The 14,713-nt window shown below is 71.5% G+C and carries 13 protein-coding genes and 1 tRNA gene; 7 read left to right on the forward strand and 7 right to left on the reverse strand.

What is annotated here, in order from left to right; translation table 11 throughout:
• Positions 1-165: 165 nt before the first annotated feature.
• Both NO900_RS00340 and NO900_RS00345 read right to left on the reverse strand, forming a co-directional pair.
• Positions 166-783, reverse strand: a complete 618-nt coding sequence (locus tag NO900_RS00340) for a universal stress protein (RefSeq protein ID WP_256407230.1) — start codon at positions 781-783, stop codon at positions 166-168.
• A gap of 76 nt (positions 784-859) precedes the next feature.
• Positions 860-2,143, reverse strand: coding sequence for a tRNA pseudouridine(54/55) synthase Pus10 (locus NO900_RS00345; protein WP_256407231.1), 1,284 nt, complete (start codon positions 2,141-2,143; stop codon positions 860-862).
• A 126-nt stretch (positions 2,144-2,269) separates the two neighbouring features.
• On the opposite strand from NO900_RS00345, the gene NO900_RS00350 reads away from it, so the two are divergent.
• Complete coding sequence (locus NO900_RS00350; RefSeq protein ID WP_256407232.1) at positions 2,270-2,656, forward strand: DUF5830 family protein; 387 nt, start codon at positions 2,270-2,272, stop codon at positions 2,654-2,656.
• A gap of 546 nt (positions 2,657-3,202) precedes the next feature.
• Here the strand turns inward: NO900_RS00350 and NO900_RS00355 are convergent.
• Positions 3,203-3,275, reverse strand: a tRNA-Arg gene (locus NO900_RS00355).
• A gap of 225 nt (positions 3,276-3,500) precedes the next feature.
• Here NO900_RS00355 and NO900_RS00360 point away from each other — a divergent pair.
• The 5 genes from NO900_RS00360 to NO900_RS00380 all read left to right on the forward strand — a co-directional run bounded on the left by NO900_RS00360 (position 3,501) and on the right by NO900_RS00380 (position 9,733).
• Complete coding sequence (locus NO900_RS00360) at positions 3,501-5,054, forward strand: PAS domain-containing protein (protein WP_256407806.1); 1,554 nt, start codon at positions 3,501-3,503, stop codon at positions 5,052-5,054.
• A gap of 79 nt (positions 5,055-5,133) precedes the next feature.
• Positions 5,134-5,607 carry a ribosomal protein S18-alanine N-acetyltransferase gene (gene rimI / locus NO900_RS00365; RefSeq protein ID WP_256407233.1) on the forward strand — a complete coding sequence of 158 codons (474 nt, stop codon included), beginning with the start codon at positions 5,134-5,136 and terminating at the stop codon, positions 5,605-5,607.
• A gap of 85 nt (positions 5,608-5,692) precedes the next feature.
• Positions 5,693-7,492 (forward strand): oligoendopeptidase F, encoded by a 1,800-nt coding sequence (pepF, locus tag NO900_RS00370; RefSeq protein ID WP_256407234.1) that lies wholly within the window; start codon positions 5,693-5,695, stop codon positions 7,490-7,492.
• A gap of 77 nt (positions 7,493-7,569) precedes the next feature.
• Positions 7,570-8,046 (forward strand): hypothetical protein, encoded by a 477-nt coding sequence (locus tag NO900_RS00375; RefSeq protein ID WP_256407235.1) that lies wholly within the window; start codon positions 7,570-7,572, stop codon positions 8,044-8,046.
• 484 nt (positions 8,047-8,530) lie between these two features.
• Positions 8,531-9,733: an aminopeptidase gene (locus tag NO900_RS00380; protein ID WP_256407236.1), complete on the forward strand. Its 1,203-nt coding sequence runs from the start codon at positions 8,531-8,533 to the stop codon at positions 9,731-9,733.
• 41 nt (positions 9,734-9,774) lie between these two features.
• Here the strand turns inward: NO900_RS00380 and NO900_RS00385 are convergent, their stop codons facing one another.
• The 3 genes from NO900_RS00385 to pheS are packed head-to-tail and all read right to left on the reverse strand — an operon-like array spanning position 9,775 to position 13,218.
• The gene (locus NO900_RS00385; RefSeq protein WP_256407237.1) at positions 9,775-9,930 is read right to left on the reverse strand and encodes a hypothetical protein; all 156 of its coding nucleotides are present in this window, start codon (positions 9,928-9,930) and stop codon (positions 9,775-9,777) included.
• 43 nt (positions 9,931-9,973) lie between these two features.
• Complete coding sequence (gene pheT / locus NO900_RS00390) at positions 9,974-11,710, reverse strand: phenylalanine--tRNA ligase subunit beta (protein ID WP_256407238.1); 1,737 nt, start codon at positions 11,708-11,710, stop codon at positions 9,974-9,976.
• Positions 11,710-13,218, reverse strand: coding sequence for a phenylalanine--tRNA ligase subunit alpha (pheS, locus tag NO900_RS00395; protein WP_256407808.1), 1,509 nt, complete (start codon positions 13,216-13,218; stop codon positions 11,710-11,712). Before pheS ends, pheT begins: the two co-directional genes overlap by 1 nt.
• A 418-nt stretch (positions 13,219-13,636) precedes the next feature.
• On the opposite strand from pheS, the gene NO900_RS00400 reads away from it, so the two are divergent.
• Positions 13,637-13,942, forward strand: coding sequence for a HalOD1 output domain-containing protein (locus NO900_RS00400; protein ID WP_256407239.1), 306 nt, complete (start codon positions 13,637-13,639; stop codon positions 13,940-13,942).
• 26 nt (positions 13,943-13,968) lie between these two features.
• Here NO900_RS00400 and NO900_RS00405 read toward each other — a convergent pair whose 3' ends face one another.
• Entirely contained in the window at positions 13,969-14,661 is a 693-nt protein-coding gene (locus NO900_RS00405) for a peptidase (protein ID WP_256407240.1), read from the reverse strand.
• Positions 14,662-14,713 lie beyond the last annotated feature (52 nt).

The raw sequence follows: 14,713 nt of genomic DNA on the forward strand, positions 1-14,713 counted from the left end.
TCGCGTTGTGATGTACAAGTCTGTACACCAATTTAACGCTGTCGCCGCGGTGTCACGCCGTCGCACGGGCCTCGTACGGCGGCCGCCGTCGCGCGGTCCCCGCCGTGACATCGCCGGAGACGGCTCTCGCGGCGGGGGGCGAACGCCGCGGGCCCCGAGCGCGGCTCACTCGACGTCGAGCGACGTCTCCCCGTCCGCCTCGACGACGACCACGGGGACCTCGGCGTCGTCGATCACGGTGTCGGTCGTGGAGCCGAAGACGAACCGGCCGACGGTGCCGGTGGTGGGCGCGCCGACGACGACGAGGTCGTAGTACGGCGACTGCTCGACGATGGCGCCGGCGGCGGTGCGGTCCTCGACGAGCCACCGGTCCACCCGGTCGAAGTCGCCGAGGCGGTCGCGGGCGGCCGAGAGGAGCCGGTCGCCGGCCGCGGCGTACTCGTCGGCGTCGGCCTCCCCGTCGACCGCGGTCGCGTCCCCGTCGACGAGCGCGCGGTCGGAGGGGACGACGTGGAACAGTTCGAGCCACGCGTCGGTCGCGTCGGCGACCTCGCGGGCCACGTCGACGGTCGCTCCGGTGTGAGGCCCCGCGCCCACGGCCACGAGGATCGACGACACGCGGTCCGGTCGGGCGGCGCGCTCGATCCCCTTCAGCCGGGCGTGTGCCGCGGTCGGCGTCGACGCGGCCGCCTCCCTGACGGCCGGCTCGACGACGGGCTCGCCGACGCCGTCGCCGACCGTCGGCGCCTCGGCGCTCGCCTCGTCCGCGTCGCTCCCGTGCATGCGTGTACCGTCAGACGCGCGTCCGATAAATCCCGTTGGTCCGAACCGGTTCGCGGGAACGACCGCCGCGGGCCGGTCAGTCTCGGAAGAACTCCTCGCGCTCGAACGGCTCGTCCTCGCCCTCGACGGCGACCACGTCGAGCGCGGTGACCGCGGCCCCGACGCCGAGCAGCCCGGCGAGGCTCGGCTCGGTGCGGCCCTCGTCCCCCGAGATCAGCTCCTTGATGTAGAGCCCGCCGGCGCCGCGGATCTCGACGGTCGCGTGGCGGGCGTCGACGCGCTCGGCGGTCGCCTCGTACACGTCGCGCTCGCGGGTGCGGCTCGCGCGGCGGTGGTCCACCCGGTTCGGGGTGTACTGCTCGACGGTCGTCCCCTCCAGCTCCTCGATCGCGGCCGCGAGGGCGTCGGCGTCGACGTCGGCGTCGAAGGTCACCTCGGCGCGGTAGCGCTTGGCGGCGTCGAGCTCCTTCACGCGCTCGACGGCGTCGTACGTCGCGAGCCGCAGGCCCTCGACCTCGACGGCGCCGTCGGCGAACGCGTTGATGTCCGACTGCAGGCGGTCGGTGTCGACCCGGCGCCGACGCGGCTCCTCCACCTCGACCACGAACGGGCGGCCGGTGCCGAGCATGCGGGCGTCCACGTCCTCGCGGCCCGCGCCGTGGAACGTCGCCTCCGTCCCGTCCATCACGTCCTCGACGATCGGCGCGGTGTACTCCTCGACGCTGTCGTCGTAGAGGTAGCCGGAGCCGCCGCAGTGGTCGCAGGGGTCGGCGCCCCGCCGGCCGGAGCCCTCGCACTCGCGGCAGGGCCACTCGGTCTGCGGGATGTCGCGCTCCAGCTTCCGGTAGCGCCCGTAGACGAACGCCGAGTTCACCTTCGCGTCGACCTCGTCCTCGGCGAGGTCGATCGTGAACTGCACGTCCGGGCGGTCGAACGAGACCTCCGCGCCCGTGAGCCGGCCGACCCGCTTGCCGACCTCGCGGTTGAACTCCGACTTGAACGGCTCGCCCGCGTCCTCGTCGAGGCCGGCGTCCGCGCGGAGGAGGGCCTCGTTCTCCTCGATCAGCGGCGGCGGGCGCGTGCCGACGTTGTAGGTGGCGAACTCGGTCCCCTCGACCGCCTCGGCGGCGCGCTCGGCCCACGCGTCGAACTCGGTGCACCGGCCCTCACAGACCCAGCAGTCCGCGGTGTTGACCGGCTCGTGGTCCTCGTCGTCGCGCAGCGCGAGCGAGACGCGCAGCGCCGACCCGCGCTCGGCGTTCGACAGCCCGAAGCTCCGGTCGGCGACGAGCCGGCCGAGACAGGCGTCGCAGACCGGTCCCGTCCCGGTCGCCCGCGCCGCGACCTCCAGTACGTCCATACGCCCTCCAGCGCCCCGCGTGGTAACTGTCTTACTACATCGCGGGCGGGCCGGACCGGACCCCCGGACCCCCCGCCGCTCCGCCCTCCCGGCCGACTTAAGGGGATCCGATTCGTTTCGCCGGGCGTGAACGAGCCGGGGTCGCGGGAGGCGAAGCTGGAGCTCGGCGTCGAGCTGCTCGCGCACCTCGAACGCGAGGAGCTGGCGCTGCCGGACGCGGTCGACCGGATCGAGACGGTGACGACGAGCCCGGCGCTCACCCGCGACATCCTCGACGCCGCCGAGAAGCGCGGCGTCATCGAGCGCGATGGCGCCCGGCTCAGGATCCGGCGCGGCGGGACCTACGTGAACTACGACAGCCAAGTCGTCCGGCGCGAGGGCGAGTTCGAGTGCCGCCGGTGCGGGACCGCCATCTCGACCGGTCACTTCGTGAACCTGGACGCGGGCGAGCTCGGCCCCTTCGGCTCCTCGTGCGTCCGGAAGGTGACCGGCCGCGACGGCGACGGTGGGTGAGTTCGATGCGAGCGACGAGGGCGGCCGCCTGCGGGAGGTGAGAAAGCGGAGGTGGTACCTTAGGTGTGTGGTCTTGGCCACACCTCTAACCGCCAACCGACCCCCCGGCGTCGGTTCGGCGTCAACGAGCAGCTCGTCGAGTCCGGATCCGCGTTTGTGTTACGGTCGAGATCGTCGCGAACCCGCCGGTCGGAAGGGTCGATCGAGGCAAAACGGCCGGGAAAAGAGCCTCCAGATAGTGTTGCCATTCACGAGGGGCCGCGCTACCGGAGCGTCTGGCCCTTCCCCCACGCGCTCCGCACCGGCCGGATCTTTGGACCCGACGCGTCACAGTAATGCGATACCGCACTTTTCGACCGCCACGAACCGCGACCGACGACGGGTCGGTCTCAGTTTTCGAACTGGTCGCTTGCGGGGCACATCGAACCGTTCCCGACTCAATGAGAGTAGTGAGCCGAGACGCGAAGGCGCGACGGGATCCGCGCGAGCGAACGCAGTGAGCGAGCGTGGGGACAGTCGCGTCCGTGACTGAGCGAAGCGAAGGAACGGGCGCGACGGGATTTGAACCCGCGGCATCTTGGTCCGGAACCAAGTGCTCTGTCCGCTGAGCTACGCGCCCTCACGACCGGCTACCCGCGGCGCGCGTTTAACGCTTCTGACTCGGTGCGTCGAGACCGCTCGACGGCGGCCGCTCGGCAGTGCTCGGAGTCGCGCGACCACCGTCACCGCTCGCGGCTCGCCGTTCGCTGCCCCGCCGTCTCCGGGTCCTCTCGCCGAGTATCTATTCTGATATCCGCGGCGCGGAGGTTTATACCCGTCCGTCCGTAGCGTGGACAGAACGCTCGTGACCCTCCGTCCCAGCGACCGACCGTCCGCTCCGCGGGGCGACGCCTCCCGCGACGACGAGCGGCGGACGCGCCCGGAACGGGGGCGCTCGACGACCGACGGGGGACCGAGTTCCGACCCGGCGCCCGAGCCGGGGGCGGTCGACGCGGCGGACGGTGCGGCCGCGGTCGACCCCGGTTCCGACCGCTTCGTCGCGGCGGTCGCCGTCGACGGCGAGGTCCTGTTCGCCGGTCCGTCGGTGCCGGCGGTGCTCGGCGTCGAACGCGAGGCGCTGCTCGGCGAGGACCTGCTGGCACGCGTCCACCCGAACGACCGCGACCCCGTCTCCGACGCGCTCTCCGCGGTCGCGACCGACCGGACCGTCACCCATCGGCTCCGGCACGCGAGCGGCGGCTTCGTCTGGGTCGAGTCCGTCGTCGACGAGGAGCTCGCGCCGGAGTTCGGCGGGCGCGTCGTCACCGCCCGTCGGGTCGACGTCGACCGCGCCTTCCCGGAGCGGTTCCGGCAGTTCCTCGAATACGGGACCGACCTCGTCACCGTCGTCGACGCCGACGGCCGGGTCCGGTACGAGAGCCCGTCCGTCGAGGAGGTGCTCGGCTACGAGCAGGGGTCGACGGTCGGCCGGTCGCCGCTCGGCTACGTCCACCCGGACGACCGCGAGCGCGTGACGGAGCGGTTCTATCACGCCCTCGACGACCCCGAGGCGGCGCCCACCATGGAGTACCGGTACCGCACCGCCGACGGCGACTGGGTCTGGCTGGAGTCGCGGACGCGCTCCCTGCCGGACGACGCCGCGGTCGGTCGCCTCCTCGTCAACTCCCGCGACGTGAGCGACCGGAAGGCGCGCGAGCGCCGGCTCGCCGACCGCAACGAGCGGCTTGACCGGTTCGCGGGCATCGTCTCGCACGACCTCCGGAACCCGCTGTCCGTGATCCGCGGGTCGATGGAGATGGCGCGGCTGAAGGGGGACACCGACCCGCTGGAGCGCGGCGAGCGCGCGGTCGACCGGATCGACCGGCTCGTCTCCGAGCTGCTGACGCTCGCCCGACAGGGGTCGGGGATCGACGAGCCGACCGAGTTCGACCTCGAAGGGGTCGTCCGCGACGCGTGGGCCACCGCGGGGAGCGAGGACGCGACGCTCGTCGTCGGCGCCGACGCCCGGGTCCGCGGCGACCGCGGGCGCCTGCGGCAGGCGCTGGAGAACCTCTTCCGCAACGCGGTCGAACACGCCTGCGAGGTCGACGCCGACCTCACGGTCGTCGTGAGCGCGACCGACGGGGGGGTGATCGTCGCCGACGACGGCGCCGGGATCGACCCGGCGCACCGCGAGGACGCCTTCGAGCCCGGCTTCACCACCACCCCCGACGGGACGGGTTACGGCCTCGATATCGTCCGCGAAATCGTCGAGTCGCACGGCTGGACCGTCGAGCTCCGTCCGGACGCGGACCCCCCGCTCCCGCCCGGAGCCCCCCGTCCCGACGGCGCGTGCTTCGCGATCGAGGCGCCCGGTCCCGACGCGGTCCCGGGGACCGAGCCGTGGATCGACGGCTGAGGCGGCCGGACCGTCCGGCGACCGCTCTCGGGGTCCGCCGTCCCGTCGCGTTTATTCCTCCCGCCCGCCAACTCCGACCGTGATACCCGTCGACGCCGCGATCCGCCGGGTCGAGCGCGCGGACCTGCTCGCGGTAGTGCGGATCGAGCGGGCGTGCTTCGCGGACCCGTGGCCGTACGACGCCTTCGAGCGCCTGCTCGACGAGCCGGCGTTCCTCGTGGCCGAGCGCGACGACGGGGTGGTCGGCTACGTCGTCGCGGACGCCACGCCGAACCACGGCCGCGACATCGGCCACGTCAAGGACCTCGCGGTCCACCCGGAGGCGCGGGGCGAGGGGCTCGGACGGGGCCTCCTCCGCTCGGCGCTCGCGCGGCTCCGCGGCGTCGGCGTCGCGGTCGTGCGCTTGGAGGTCCGCGAGAGCAACGCGGTCGCGCGGTCGCTGTACGCGGACGAGGGGTTCGAGCCGGTCCGCCGCGTCTCGAACTACTACCGGGACGGAGAGGACGCCGTCGTGCTCGTCGTCGACCTCGCCGAGTGGGCGACGGGAGCGTGATCGTCCCCGGCGCTCGTCGACGCTCGCTCACCCGCGAGCGTCCGCGTTTGACAAGGCTTAGTGCGCGCGGCGCGAACCGATCGGTATGAGTTCGGTTCCCGAGCGGGCGGAGATCGACGAGGCGTACAAGTGGGACCTCCGCGGGATCTACGCGGACGACGAGGCGTGGGAGGCGGCCTACGAGACGGTCGCCGACCGGATCGACGAGCTGCGCGACTACGAGGGACGCGTCACCGAGGACGCCGCCACTCTCTCGGAGCTGCTCGAACTCCGCGAGGAGATCTTCCGCGAGCTCCGGCAGGTGGCGACGTACGCCCGCCTCCGCAGCGCCGAGGACACCCGGAATCAGGAGTATCAGGCGATGTCGGCCAAGGCGTCCTCGCTGGGCTCCGAGGCGTCGAGCGCGGTCTCGTACCTCGAACCGGAGCTCCAGACGCTCACGGAGGCCGACGTCGAGGCCTTCGTCGACGACGAGCCCGCCCTCGCGGCGTACGAGCACTACCTCGACGACGTGTTGCGGATGAAAAACCACACGCGCTCGGCGGAGGTCGAGGAGGTGCTCGCCGACCTCTCGGAGGTCACCGACGCGCCGAGCGAGATCTACTCGATGTTGACGAACGCCGACATGACCTACGGCGTCGTCGAGGACCCGGACGGAGAGGACGTGGAGATCACGCAGTCGAACTTCACCAAGCTCCAGACGAACCCGGACCGAGCGTTCCGCGAGCGCGTCCACGAGACGTTCTACGAGCAGTGGGGCGACGTCCGCAACACGGTCGGCACCTCCCTGGAGAAGGCCGTCCGCGAGCACGCGACGAGCGCCGAGATCCGCGGCTACGACAGCGCCCGCGCCGCCGCGCTCGACGGCTCGAACGTCCCGGTCGAGGTGTACGACACCCTCGTCGAGACGGTCGACGACAACCTCGACGTGCTCCACCGGCACGCGGAGCTGAAGGAGCGGGCGCTCGGCGTCGACCAACTCGAAAGCCACGACCTCTACATGTCGCTGACGGGCGACCAGGGCCCGGACGTCGAGTACGACCGGGCGGTCGAGTGGGTGACCGAGGCGGTCGCGCCGCTCGGCGAGGCGTACCAGGACCGGATGGCCGAGGGGCTCGACTCGCGGTGGGTCGACGTGTACGAGAACCGCGGGAAGCGCTCCGGGGCGTTCTCCTCCGGCACCTACGACACCCAGCCGTACATCATGATGAACTACCAGGACGACATCGCCTCGCTGTTCACGCTGGCCCACGAGCTCGGCCACTCGATGCACTCCGAGCTGGCAGCCGACGCCCAGCCGTGGCACGACGCGAGCTACGAGATCTTCGTCGCGGAGATCGCCTCCACGGTCAACGAGACCCTGCTCACCCACCACCTGCTCGACACCGTCGAGGACGACGAGCTCCGCACCCACGTGCTCGACGAGTACCTCGAACGCTTCCGCTCGACCCTCTTCCGGCAGACGATGTTCGCGACGTTCGAACAGGAGATCCACGAGCGCGTGGAGGCCGGCGACGCGCTCACCCCGGACGCCTTCGACGAGCTCTACGCCGACCTGAAGGGCGACTACTACGCGCCCGCCGAGCTGACCGGCGGCATCGAGCGCGAGTGGGAGCGGATTCCGCACTTCTACTACGACTTCTACGTCTACCAGTACGCGACCGGCATCTCCGCGGCCGCCGCGATCGTCGAGCGCGTCCTCGACGAGGGCGAGCCCGCCGCCGCCGACTACCGCGAGATGCTGAAGGCCGGCGGCTCCGACTACCCCCTGAACGTCGTCGAACTCGCCGGCATCGACATGGCCTCGCCCGAGCCGATCGAGGCCGCCGTCGGGATCTACGACGACTACCTCGACGAGATCGCGGCGCTGCTCGACCTGGAGTAACGGCCGCGTTCGGGCCTCGTCCGGCCGGACGAGCCACACAAGGCCTTTATTCCGCTCGGCTCTACCCGCTCGGCGCGATGGACCGCAGGCTCCTCGCCGTCCCAGGCGCCCTCCTCCTCCTCGTCCTAGTCGCGGACGTGAGCGTCGTCGGCTGGCGGGCGGCGTTTTACCCGGGACTGGGGCTCAACCAGCACCCGGCCGTGAACGCGGCCGACCTCCCCGCGCGGTGCGCCGACGCCGCGGTCGCCCTCGCCGACGGGAACAACGTCTCGATCCGCGGATATCGGATCGCCCCCGGGTCCGTTGACCTCCTCCTAGAACACACGTCGGCCGTCGGGGAGTGGGCCATCGGCGAGACCAACTGCGCGGACCGCCTCGCCGGGGTCGACAATCTGCGCGTCGACGGGGAGTCGTACGGGGTCCTCGGAAGCTACTCGCGCGACCGGCTGGACCGAACCCCGCTGGCCGGGCTGGCGAGGCTCGGAAGCGGGATCGCCGGCGTCGCACTGCTCGCGGTCGGGCTCTTCGCAGCCGTTCACCGGGATTCCGGGTGACGGCCTCGTCGCGTTCCGACGAGACTATTTAAGTAACAGCGGTGGCGCGTGCCGACGAGCAGCCGGCAGGCTGCGAGTCGCACGCGCGAGGGAGTCGCGAGCGCTTTTAAGCGCGAGCGACGAGGCTGGGGAGGTGTGAGGCGCTGTGCGGTTGCGGTCGGGCGGGACTCAAAGGGGCAGCCGCGAGGCGGGCGCAGGTGATGCAAGGACCGCAGGGAGCGAGCACCGCGAGCGACCGAGGACCGCAGCGAGCGTGCGCCCGCCTCGCGGCTGGGGCTTTGGCGGTGTTCGCCCCTGATCTGCGATGAGTCATTTATAACCGAGCGACTGGGGCCTTGGAAGTATCTCCCACCGATCTGCGAGTGGCGATTTATAAATAAGCGACCGACTCACCGGCGAGAGTCGTCCCCGCGCCGTCGACTATTTATAAATAATCGCTGTCCCGGCACCGATTTACCCCTTCCCCGCGACGTATCCAGTACTCATGGACGAACGCGTACGCGAGCACGCCGAGGTGCTCGTCGACTGGAGCGCGCGGGTCGAGGCCGGCGACGACGTCGTCGTCAGCGTCGCCGAGGACGCCCACGACCTGGGCGTCGCCGTCGCCGAGGCGCTCGGCGAGCGCGGGGCGAACGTCACGACGCTGTACGGCTCCGACGAGCTTTCCCGGGCCTATTTAAAAGGCGCCGAGGCGAGAGCTGACGGCGACCGCAGCGGCGACAACCCCGACGACGACCCCGACGACGATTCCGCCGCCGACCCCGACGACCCCGGCGGAGTCCCCGACTTCGACGACGACCCGGCGGTCGACCGCGCGATCTTCGAGGCCGCCGACGCCTACCTCCGGATCGGGGGCGGGCGCAACACCACCGCGAGCGCCGACGTGGCGAGCGAGACGCGGCAGGCGTACGCCAAAGCGAGGAAAGGCGTCCGCGAGGCCCGGATGGACACCGACTGGGTGTCGACGGTCCACCCCACCCGGAGCCTCGCCCAGCAGGCGGGGATGGCGTACGAGGAGTATCAGGAGTTCGTCTACGACGCCGTCCTCCGCGACTGGGAGGCGCTCGCGGCCGAGATGGCCCGGATGAAGGAGGTCCTCGACGCGGGCGAGGAGGTCCGGATCGTCACCGAGCGCGACGGCGCGCCCGACACCGACGTGGCGATGTCGATCGCGGGTCGCACCGCGGTCAACTCCGCCGCCTCCGTGGCGTACGACTCCCACAACCTCCCGAGCGGCGAGGTGTTCACGGCGCCGTACGACGCCGAGGGCGAGGCCTTCTTCGACGTGCCGATGACGATCGACGCGACCCGCGTCCGAGACGTGCGCCTCGTCTTCGAGGGCGGCGAGGTCGTCGACTTCTCGGCGGAGGCCGGCGAGGACGCGCTCGCGAGCGTGCTCGACACCGACGCGGGGGCCCGGCGGCTCGGCGAGCTCGGGATCGGGATGAACCGCGGTATCGACCGCTTCACCGACTCGATCCTCTTCGACGAGAAGATGGGCGACACGGTCCACCTCGCGGTCGGCCGCGCCTACGACGCCTGCCTCCCGGCGGGCGAGTCCGGCAACGACAGCGCGGTCCACGTCGACATGATAAGCGACGTGGGCGAGCGCTCACGGCTGGAGGTCGACGGCGAGGTCGTCCAACGCGACGGCGCCTTCCGGTGGGAGGAGGGGTTCGAGGGGTAGCTCTCGCCGGCCGCGACGCCCCCGGCGGGATTGTCGAACCGCTATCGCGCCGGCGACCGCCCGGCCGCGTCGATGACCGTCGTCGCGTCGCGCACCGCGTCCCACTCCTCGGCGCACGGCACGCAGAGGTAGTAGGCGAACCCGTCGACGTCGTGGTGTGAGACCGACGCGTCCTCGCTGCAGCGTTCGCAGTTCATACCCGGCGGATACGCGAAAATAAATATATGCCTTGTGGTCAAATTATCGGAGCGCGTCGAGGTCGAACTCGAAGGCCGCGACCGGGACCTCCAGGTCGTGTTCGACGAGGACCGCGGGATGCACCTCGCCGATCACGCCGACCCGCTCGCCGTCGATCTCGACCGCGGCGGTCCGACCGTCGATGAACGACGGGTGCTCGGTGCGGGGCGTCGCCAGCTCGGCGCCGAAGTCGTCACAGACCGCCTGCAGGCGCCCCTTCGCGGCCTCGTAGGAGGCGTCGCGGCGGGCGACCGCGCCGGCGACGTGGCGCCGCTCGGCGACGCTCGTGTTCGCCGCGTCGTCGCGCTCGGCGACGAAGCCGACCTCCGCGACGTCCTGCGGGTACGCGTTGTGCGTGTTCCGCTCCAACAGCATGACGAGCGAGGGGAGCGCCCACGTGCGGAGCTGGGTGTACTCCTCGCTGTACGGCTCGGTGATCTCGACGGGGTCGCCGCCGCCGAAGGCGTCGGTCCCCGGCTCCAGGTTCATCCGGTCGTAGTTCTCCGTCCCGCTCGTCATGTGGAAGTTCAGCAGGTCCTCGAAGCCGAGCCCGACGAGGCTCGTCCGGACCGCGTCCTCCAGTCGGGAGCGCTCGTGGCGCCCGCCGACGGTCCCCACGTCGGGGTAGCGCGGCTCCAGCTCGTCGAAGCCGTACGCGCGTCCCACGTCGTCGACGAGGTCGAGCGGGTGGAGCACGTCGACGCGGTACGGCGGGATCTCGGCCTCGTAGGTGACGTCCTCGTCGAGGGTGTAGGAGGCGTCGAGCCCGGCGCGCTCGAAGCAGTCGACCACCTCCTCGGGCTCGAAGTCGACGCCGAGCAGCGTCTCGATCCGGTCGTGGCTCACCGACTTCTCGTCGGTGTCGAAGTTCGGACGGACGAGCTCGGCGCCGTACTCGTCGGGAGCGGCCGCGCCGTCGGCGTAGGTCACCTCGACCTCCTCGATCGTCGCGCCCCGCGCCGAGAGCGCGTAGCAGACGATGTTGCACATCCGGTCGATCGTCCACTGGTCGGTGCCGGTGAGCTCGACGAACAGCTCGCGCGAGCCCGTCGTCACCTCGGTGCGCTTCCCGTTGATCACGGGCGGGAACGAGAAGAGGCCGAGCTCGTCGTAGATCGCGGGGTACCGCTCCAGGTCCTCGACGAGGTCGGCGTACGTCCGGCCCGTGTCGTGCTCGTCGAGCACCGCGGCCGGGGTCAGCTCGTCGTTCGCGTCCAGCGGGACGAACGTGTCGCCCTCGGGGTCGACGCCGCGGTAGGTGATCGACGGCTCGGACCCCTCCTGGAGCGGCGCGCCCTTGATCATCGCGAGGTCGTGGATCCCGATCGCGCCCTTGGCGCGGCCGCGGCCCATCGTCGCGTGGAGCTTCTCCTGGAGTTGGATGAGGGATTCCAGCGCGCCCTCGTCGAGGTCGACCCCGCGGACCACGGCGCCCGTGACGTAGGGGCGCTCGTCGGGGACCGTCTCGTCGACCTCGATCGTCCACTCGGGGTCGTTCGTCTCGGGGACGTAGACGCCGCGGTCGTCGCCGTAGTGGTAGCGCAGCGAGCGCGCGACCCCCTCGACCGAGAGCCGGTCGAGCCGGTCGGGCGCGAACTCGAACTGGAGGAGGCCGTCGTCGGTCTTGCCCTCGAACTCCAGGCCGAGCCCGAACAGGTCCTCCTTGAACTCCTCGTCGGTCGCGTCGGTGCGGCCGGTGAGCCCGCGCAGCTCGTCGGTGTCGATGTCGACGACGGGCATCAGTAGCTCACCTCCGCGTTCCGCAGGAAGTCGATGTCGGCCAGCGTCCCGTGGAGGTCGCGGATGTCCTCCGCGCCCGTCGTCAGCATCGCGAGCCGTTCGAGGGCGAGCCCCCACGCCATCACGTCGCAGTCGACGCCGAGCGGGCCGGTGACCTCCTCGCGGAAGACGCCGGAGTTGCCGATCTCGATCTCCTCGCCGGTCTCCGGGTGCTCGCCGAACAGCTCGAAGGAGGGCTCGGTGTATGGGTTGTAGTGGGGCTTGAACCGGATGTCCGTAATTCCGAACTGCCGGTAGAACTCCTCGAAGGTGCCCATCAGGTCGCGCACCGAGAGGTCCTCGGCCATCACCCACCCCTCGATCTGGAAGAACTCCAGGAGGTGCGTCGGGTCGAGGGTGTCGTTGCGGTACACCTTCTCGACGGAGAAGTAGCGCTGCGGCGGCTCCAGCTCCGCGCCGGCGACCCCCGAGAGGTACCGCATCGACAGCGAGGTGGTGTGGCCGCGCAGGGCGACCTCGCGGGCGAACGCCTCTGACCACGGCGAGTGGTAGCCGTCGCCGTCCTCGCCCCACCCCTCCCGGTGGGCCGACTCGACCCGCCGGATCAGCTCCTCCGGAATCTCGTCCATCGGGTCGACGTCCAGCGCGAACCGGTCCCAGTGGGTCCGCGCCGGGTGGTCCTGCGGCATGAACAGGCAGTCGTTGATCCAGAAGTCGCTGTCGGCGTGGGGGCCCTCCATCTCCCGGAACCCCATGCCGACGAGGACGTCCTTCACGCGGTCGGCGGTCCGGCGGAGCACGTGCTTCCGGCCGCCGGAGACGCCGGGCGCGTCGGCCTCCACGTTGTACGCGGAGAACTCCACGTCGCGCCACTCGCCGCTGGCGAGCAGCTCGGGCGTGAGCTCCGAGACGGTCTCCGTCGCCTCGACGCCCGTCATCAGCGCGTCGACGCCCTCGTCGGTGAGCGTCACCGACCGGGTGACCGACTCGCCGCGGTCGACGAGTCCGCGGGAGTCGAGCCGTTCGAGGACCGCGTCGTCGGCGTCCGGGGTCTCACCGTCGGCGAGGGCCGCGAGCGCGGCCGCCTCCGGGTCGGCGTCGGGGGCGGCGTCGGGGTCGACGCGGAGCTCGCCCGAGTCGATCGAGCCGAACCCCTTCCGCGCGAAGTTCGAGAGCGCGATCTCGACCGCGGGGCCGTCGAGGTCGGCCTCGCCGATGACCCGCCCCATCGAGACCGGCGCCTCGTCGGCGTCGAGCGCGAGCCCCGCCCGGTAGAGCCGCGTCTCGGGGAGCCCGTCGTCGACGTAGCGCCGCCCCTCGTCGGTGAGGTCCAGGGTCTCGGCGGCGGTCTCGACGACGGACAGCAGTCCCTCGTCGCGGAGGTCGAAGGCGGCGCCGACGACCGTCTCGGGCTTCAGCCCGGTCTCCGCCGCGATCTCGTCTATCGTCCGTTCGTCCGTCGCGCTCGCGGCCTCGAGGACCGCGAGCTGTCGTTCCGGGAGTCGCATTCGAGTTGTATCCATACGCGTGTGGCTGGTTGGTAACGGTTCCGGCACGTCGCCGTCGCGGGGCGGCGCGGGGGGCGCGGAGAGCGCGGAACGGCGCGGGGCGGTTCGACTCCTCCCCCGCCGCCCTCTCTCCGTCGTCTTCTCTCCATCGTCTCCTCGCCGCCGATCCGCGCGGTTTCGCCGTCCGACCGCGGGACGGGTCCGCCGCGCGCCGATCAGTCGAAAAAGAGCTCGAACGCGTCGCCGTCGACTCTCCGGGCGATCCCAGCCGTGGCGCGTTCGAGTGCCATGCGAAAACGTCTCACACAAACGCTGTTAACCGTTTCGCTCCGGCCGACCGACCGGTCGAGTCAGTCGAATTATCAGTTCTGATTAACGACGGGGGGCGTTTATATACCGGTTCGGCGAACTGCCGGGTATGAGCAGTGTTCCGACGGGCGCTTCCGACGCCGGCCCGCTCCGCGGTGCGGTCCGCGTCGCTCACGGCCGCGACGACCGCTCCCCGAGCCGCGCGGTCGTCGAGGCGATCGCCGACCTCGCCGGCGTCGAGCCGACCGCGCTCGCCGACGAGGCGGACATCGTCCTGTACGACCACGTCGACCCCGACGCGCTCGACTCGCTCGTCGGGGGCGGTCCCGACGCCGACGTCTCCCTCTCGTTCTCCGTCGCCGAGTACGACGTGCGGGTCGACCGCGACGAGGTCGTCGCCCGACCGGCCGAGTAGCGCCGACACCGACGCGCCTCGCCCGTTCAGCGCTCGCCGTCCGCCCGTTCTCGAAGCGCCGCGATCCGGTCGCCGAGGGGCGGCTGCACCTCGAACCACGTCGACCAGTCGCCCGTCTCGGGCTCAACCCCGCGGATCGCGGCGGCGCGCTCGAAGGCGTCGGCGACGCGCCCCGCGCCGACCGCGTCCGCGGCGCGGTCGTCGGCCGCGTACTGCACTCGCCGCCCGACCCAGAACGCGGCGAGCCCCACGGCGACGAGCGACGCGAACCCGGCCTGAAACGGCACCGCGACCGTCACGATCGCCGCCAGCACCGCGAGCACCGCCGCGACGGCGACCGCGCGGAACTCGCCGTAGTACGTCTGGACGCGTCCCGCCTCCGCCGCGAGGAGGCCGATCGCGACGTCCTCGTCGAGGTCGTCGAGCACGCCCTCCGTAATGAACAGGACCCGCCTGCCGGGCGGGCCGCGGACGCCGACTTCGACCCGGCCGACGTTCGACCCGTCCTCGCCCTCGTCAGCCGTCGATTCGGCGTCGGTCTCGATCGCGACCCGTTCGACGTCGAGCCCGGCGGTCTCGCGGAGGGAGGCGAGCCGCGCGCGTTCCGCGTCGGTCGGCTCCCGCAGGTCCCGGAAGCGGTCGGCCGCGTAGAGGGGGCCGACCTCGATCACGAGGAAGGCGACGACGGCGACGGCGACGAGGAACGCGGCCGTGAGCATGACTCCCGGTCCGCCCCCGATCGGGTAAAACGACCCGATGTCCTCGCGCCGG

It is taken from the genome of Halorubrum rutilum (assembly GCF_024494565.1).

Excerpts from the sequence above, each read along its gene's own strand:
- pheS (WP_256407808.1), bottom strand. The coding sequence starts at position 13,218 with ATGCGACTCCCGGAACGACAGCTCGCGGTCCTCGAGGCCGCGAGCGCG.
- NO900_RS00340 (WP_256407230.1), bottom strand. The coding sequence starts at position 783 with ATGCACGGGAGCGACGCGGACGAGGCGAGCGCCGAGGCGCCGACGGTC.
- pepF (WP_256407234.1), top strand. The coding sequence starts at position 5,693 with ATGAGTTCGGTTCCCGAGCGGGCGGAGATCGACGAGGCGTACAAGTGG.
- NO900_RS00385 (WP_256407237.1), bottom strand. The coding sequence starts at position 9,930 with ATGAACTGCGAACGCTGCAGCGAGGACGCGTCGGTCTCACACCACGAC.
- pheT (WP_256407238.1), bottom strand. The coding sequence starts at position 11,710 with ATGCCCGTCGTCGACATCGACACCGACGAGCTGCGCGGGCTCACCGGC.
- NO900_RS00375 (WP_256407235.1), top strand. The coding sequence starts at position 7,570 with ATGGACCGCAGGCTCCTCGCCGTCCCAGGCGCCCTCCTCCTCCTCGTC.
- NO900_RS00380 (WP_256407236.1), top strand. The coding sequence starts at position 8,531 with ATGGACGAACGCGTACGCGAGCACGCCGAGGTGCTCGTCGACTGGAGC.
- NO900_RS00345 (WP_256407231.1), bottom strand. The coding sequence starts at position 2,143 with ATGGACGTACTGGAGGTCGCGGCGCGGGCGACCGGGACGGGACCGGTC.
- NO900_RS00400 (WP_256407239.1), top strand. The coding sequence starts at position 13,637 with ATGAGCAGTGTTCCGACGGGCGCTTCCGACGCCGGCCCGCTCCGCGGT.
- NO900_RS00405 (WP_256407240.1), bottom strand. The coding sequence starts at position 14,661 with ATGCTCACGGCCGCGTTCCTCGTCGCCGTCGCCGTCGTCGCCTTCCTC.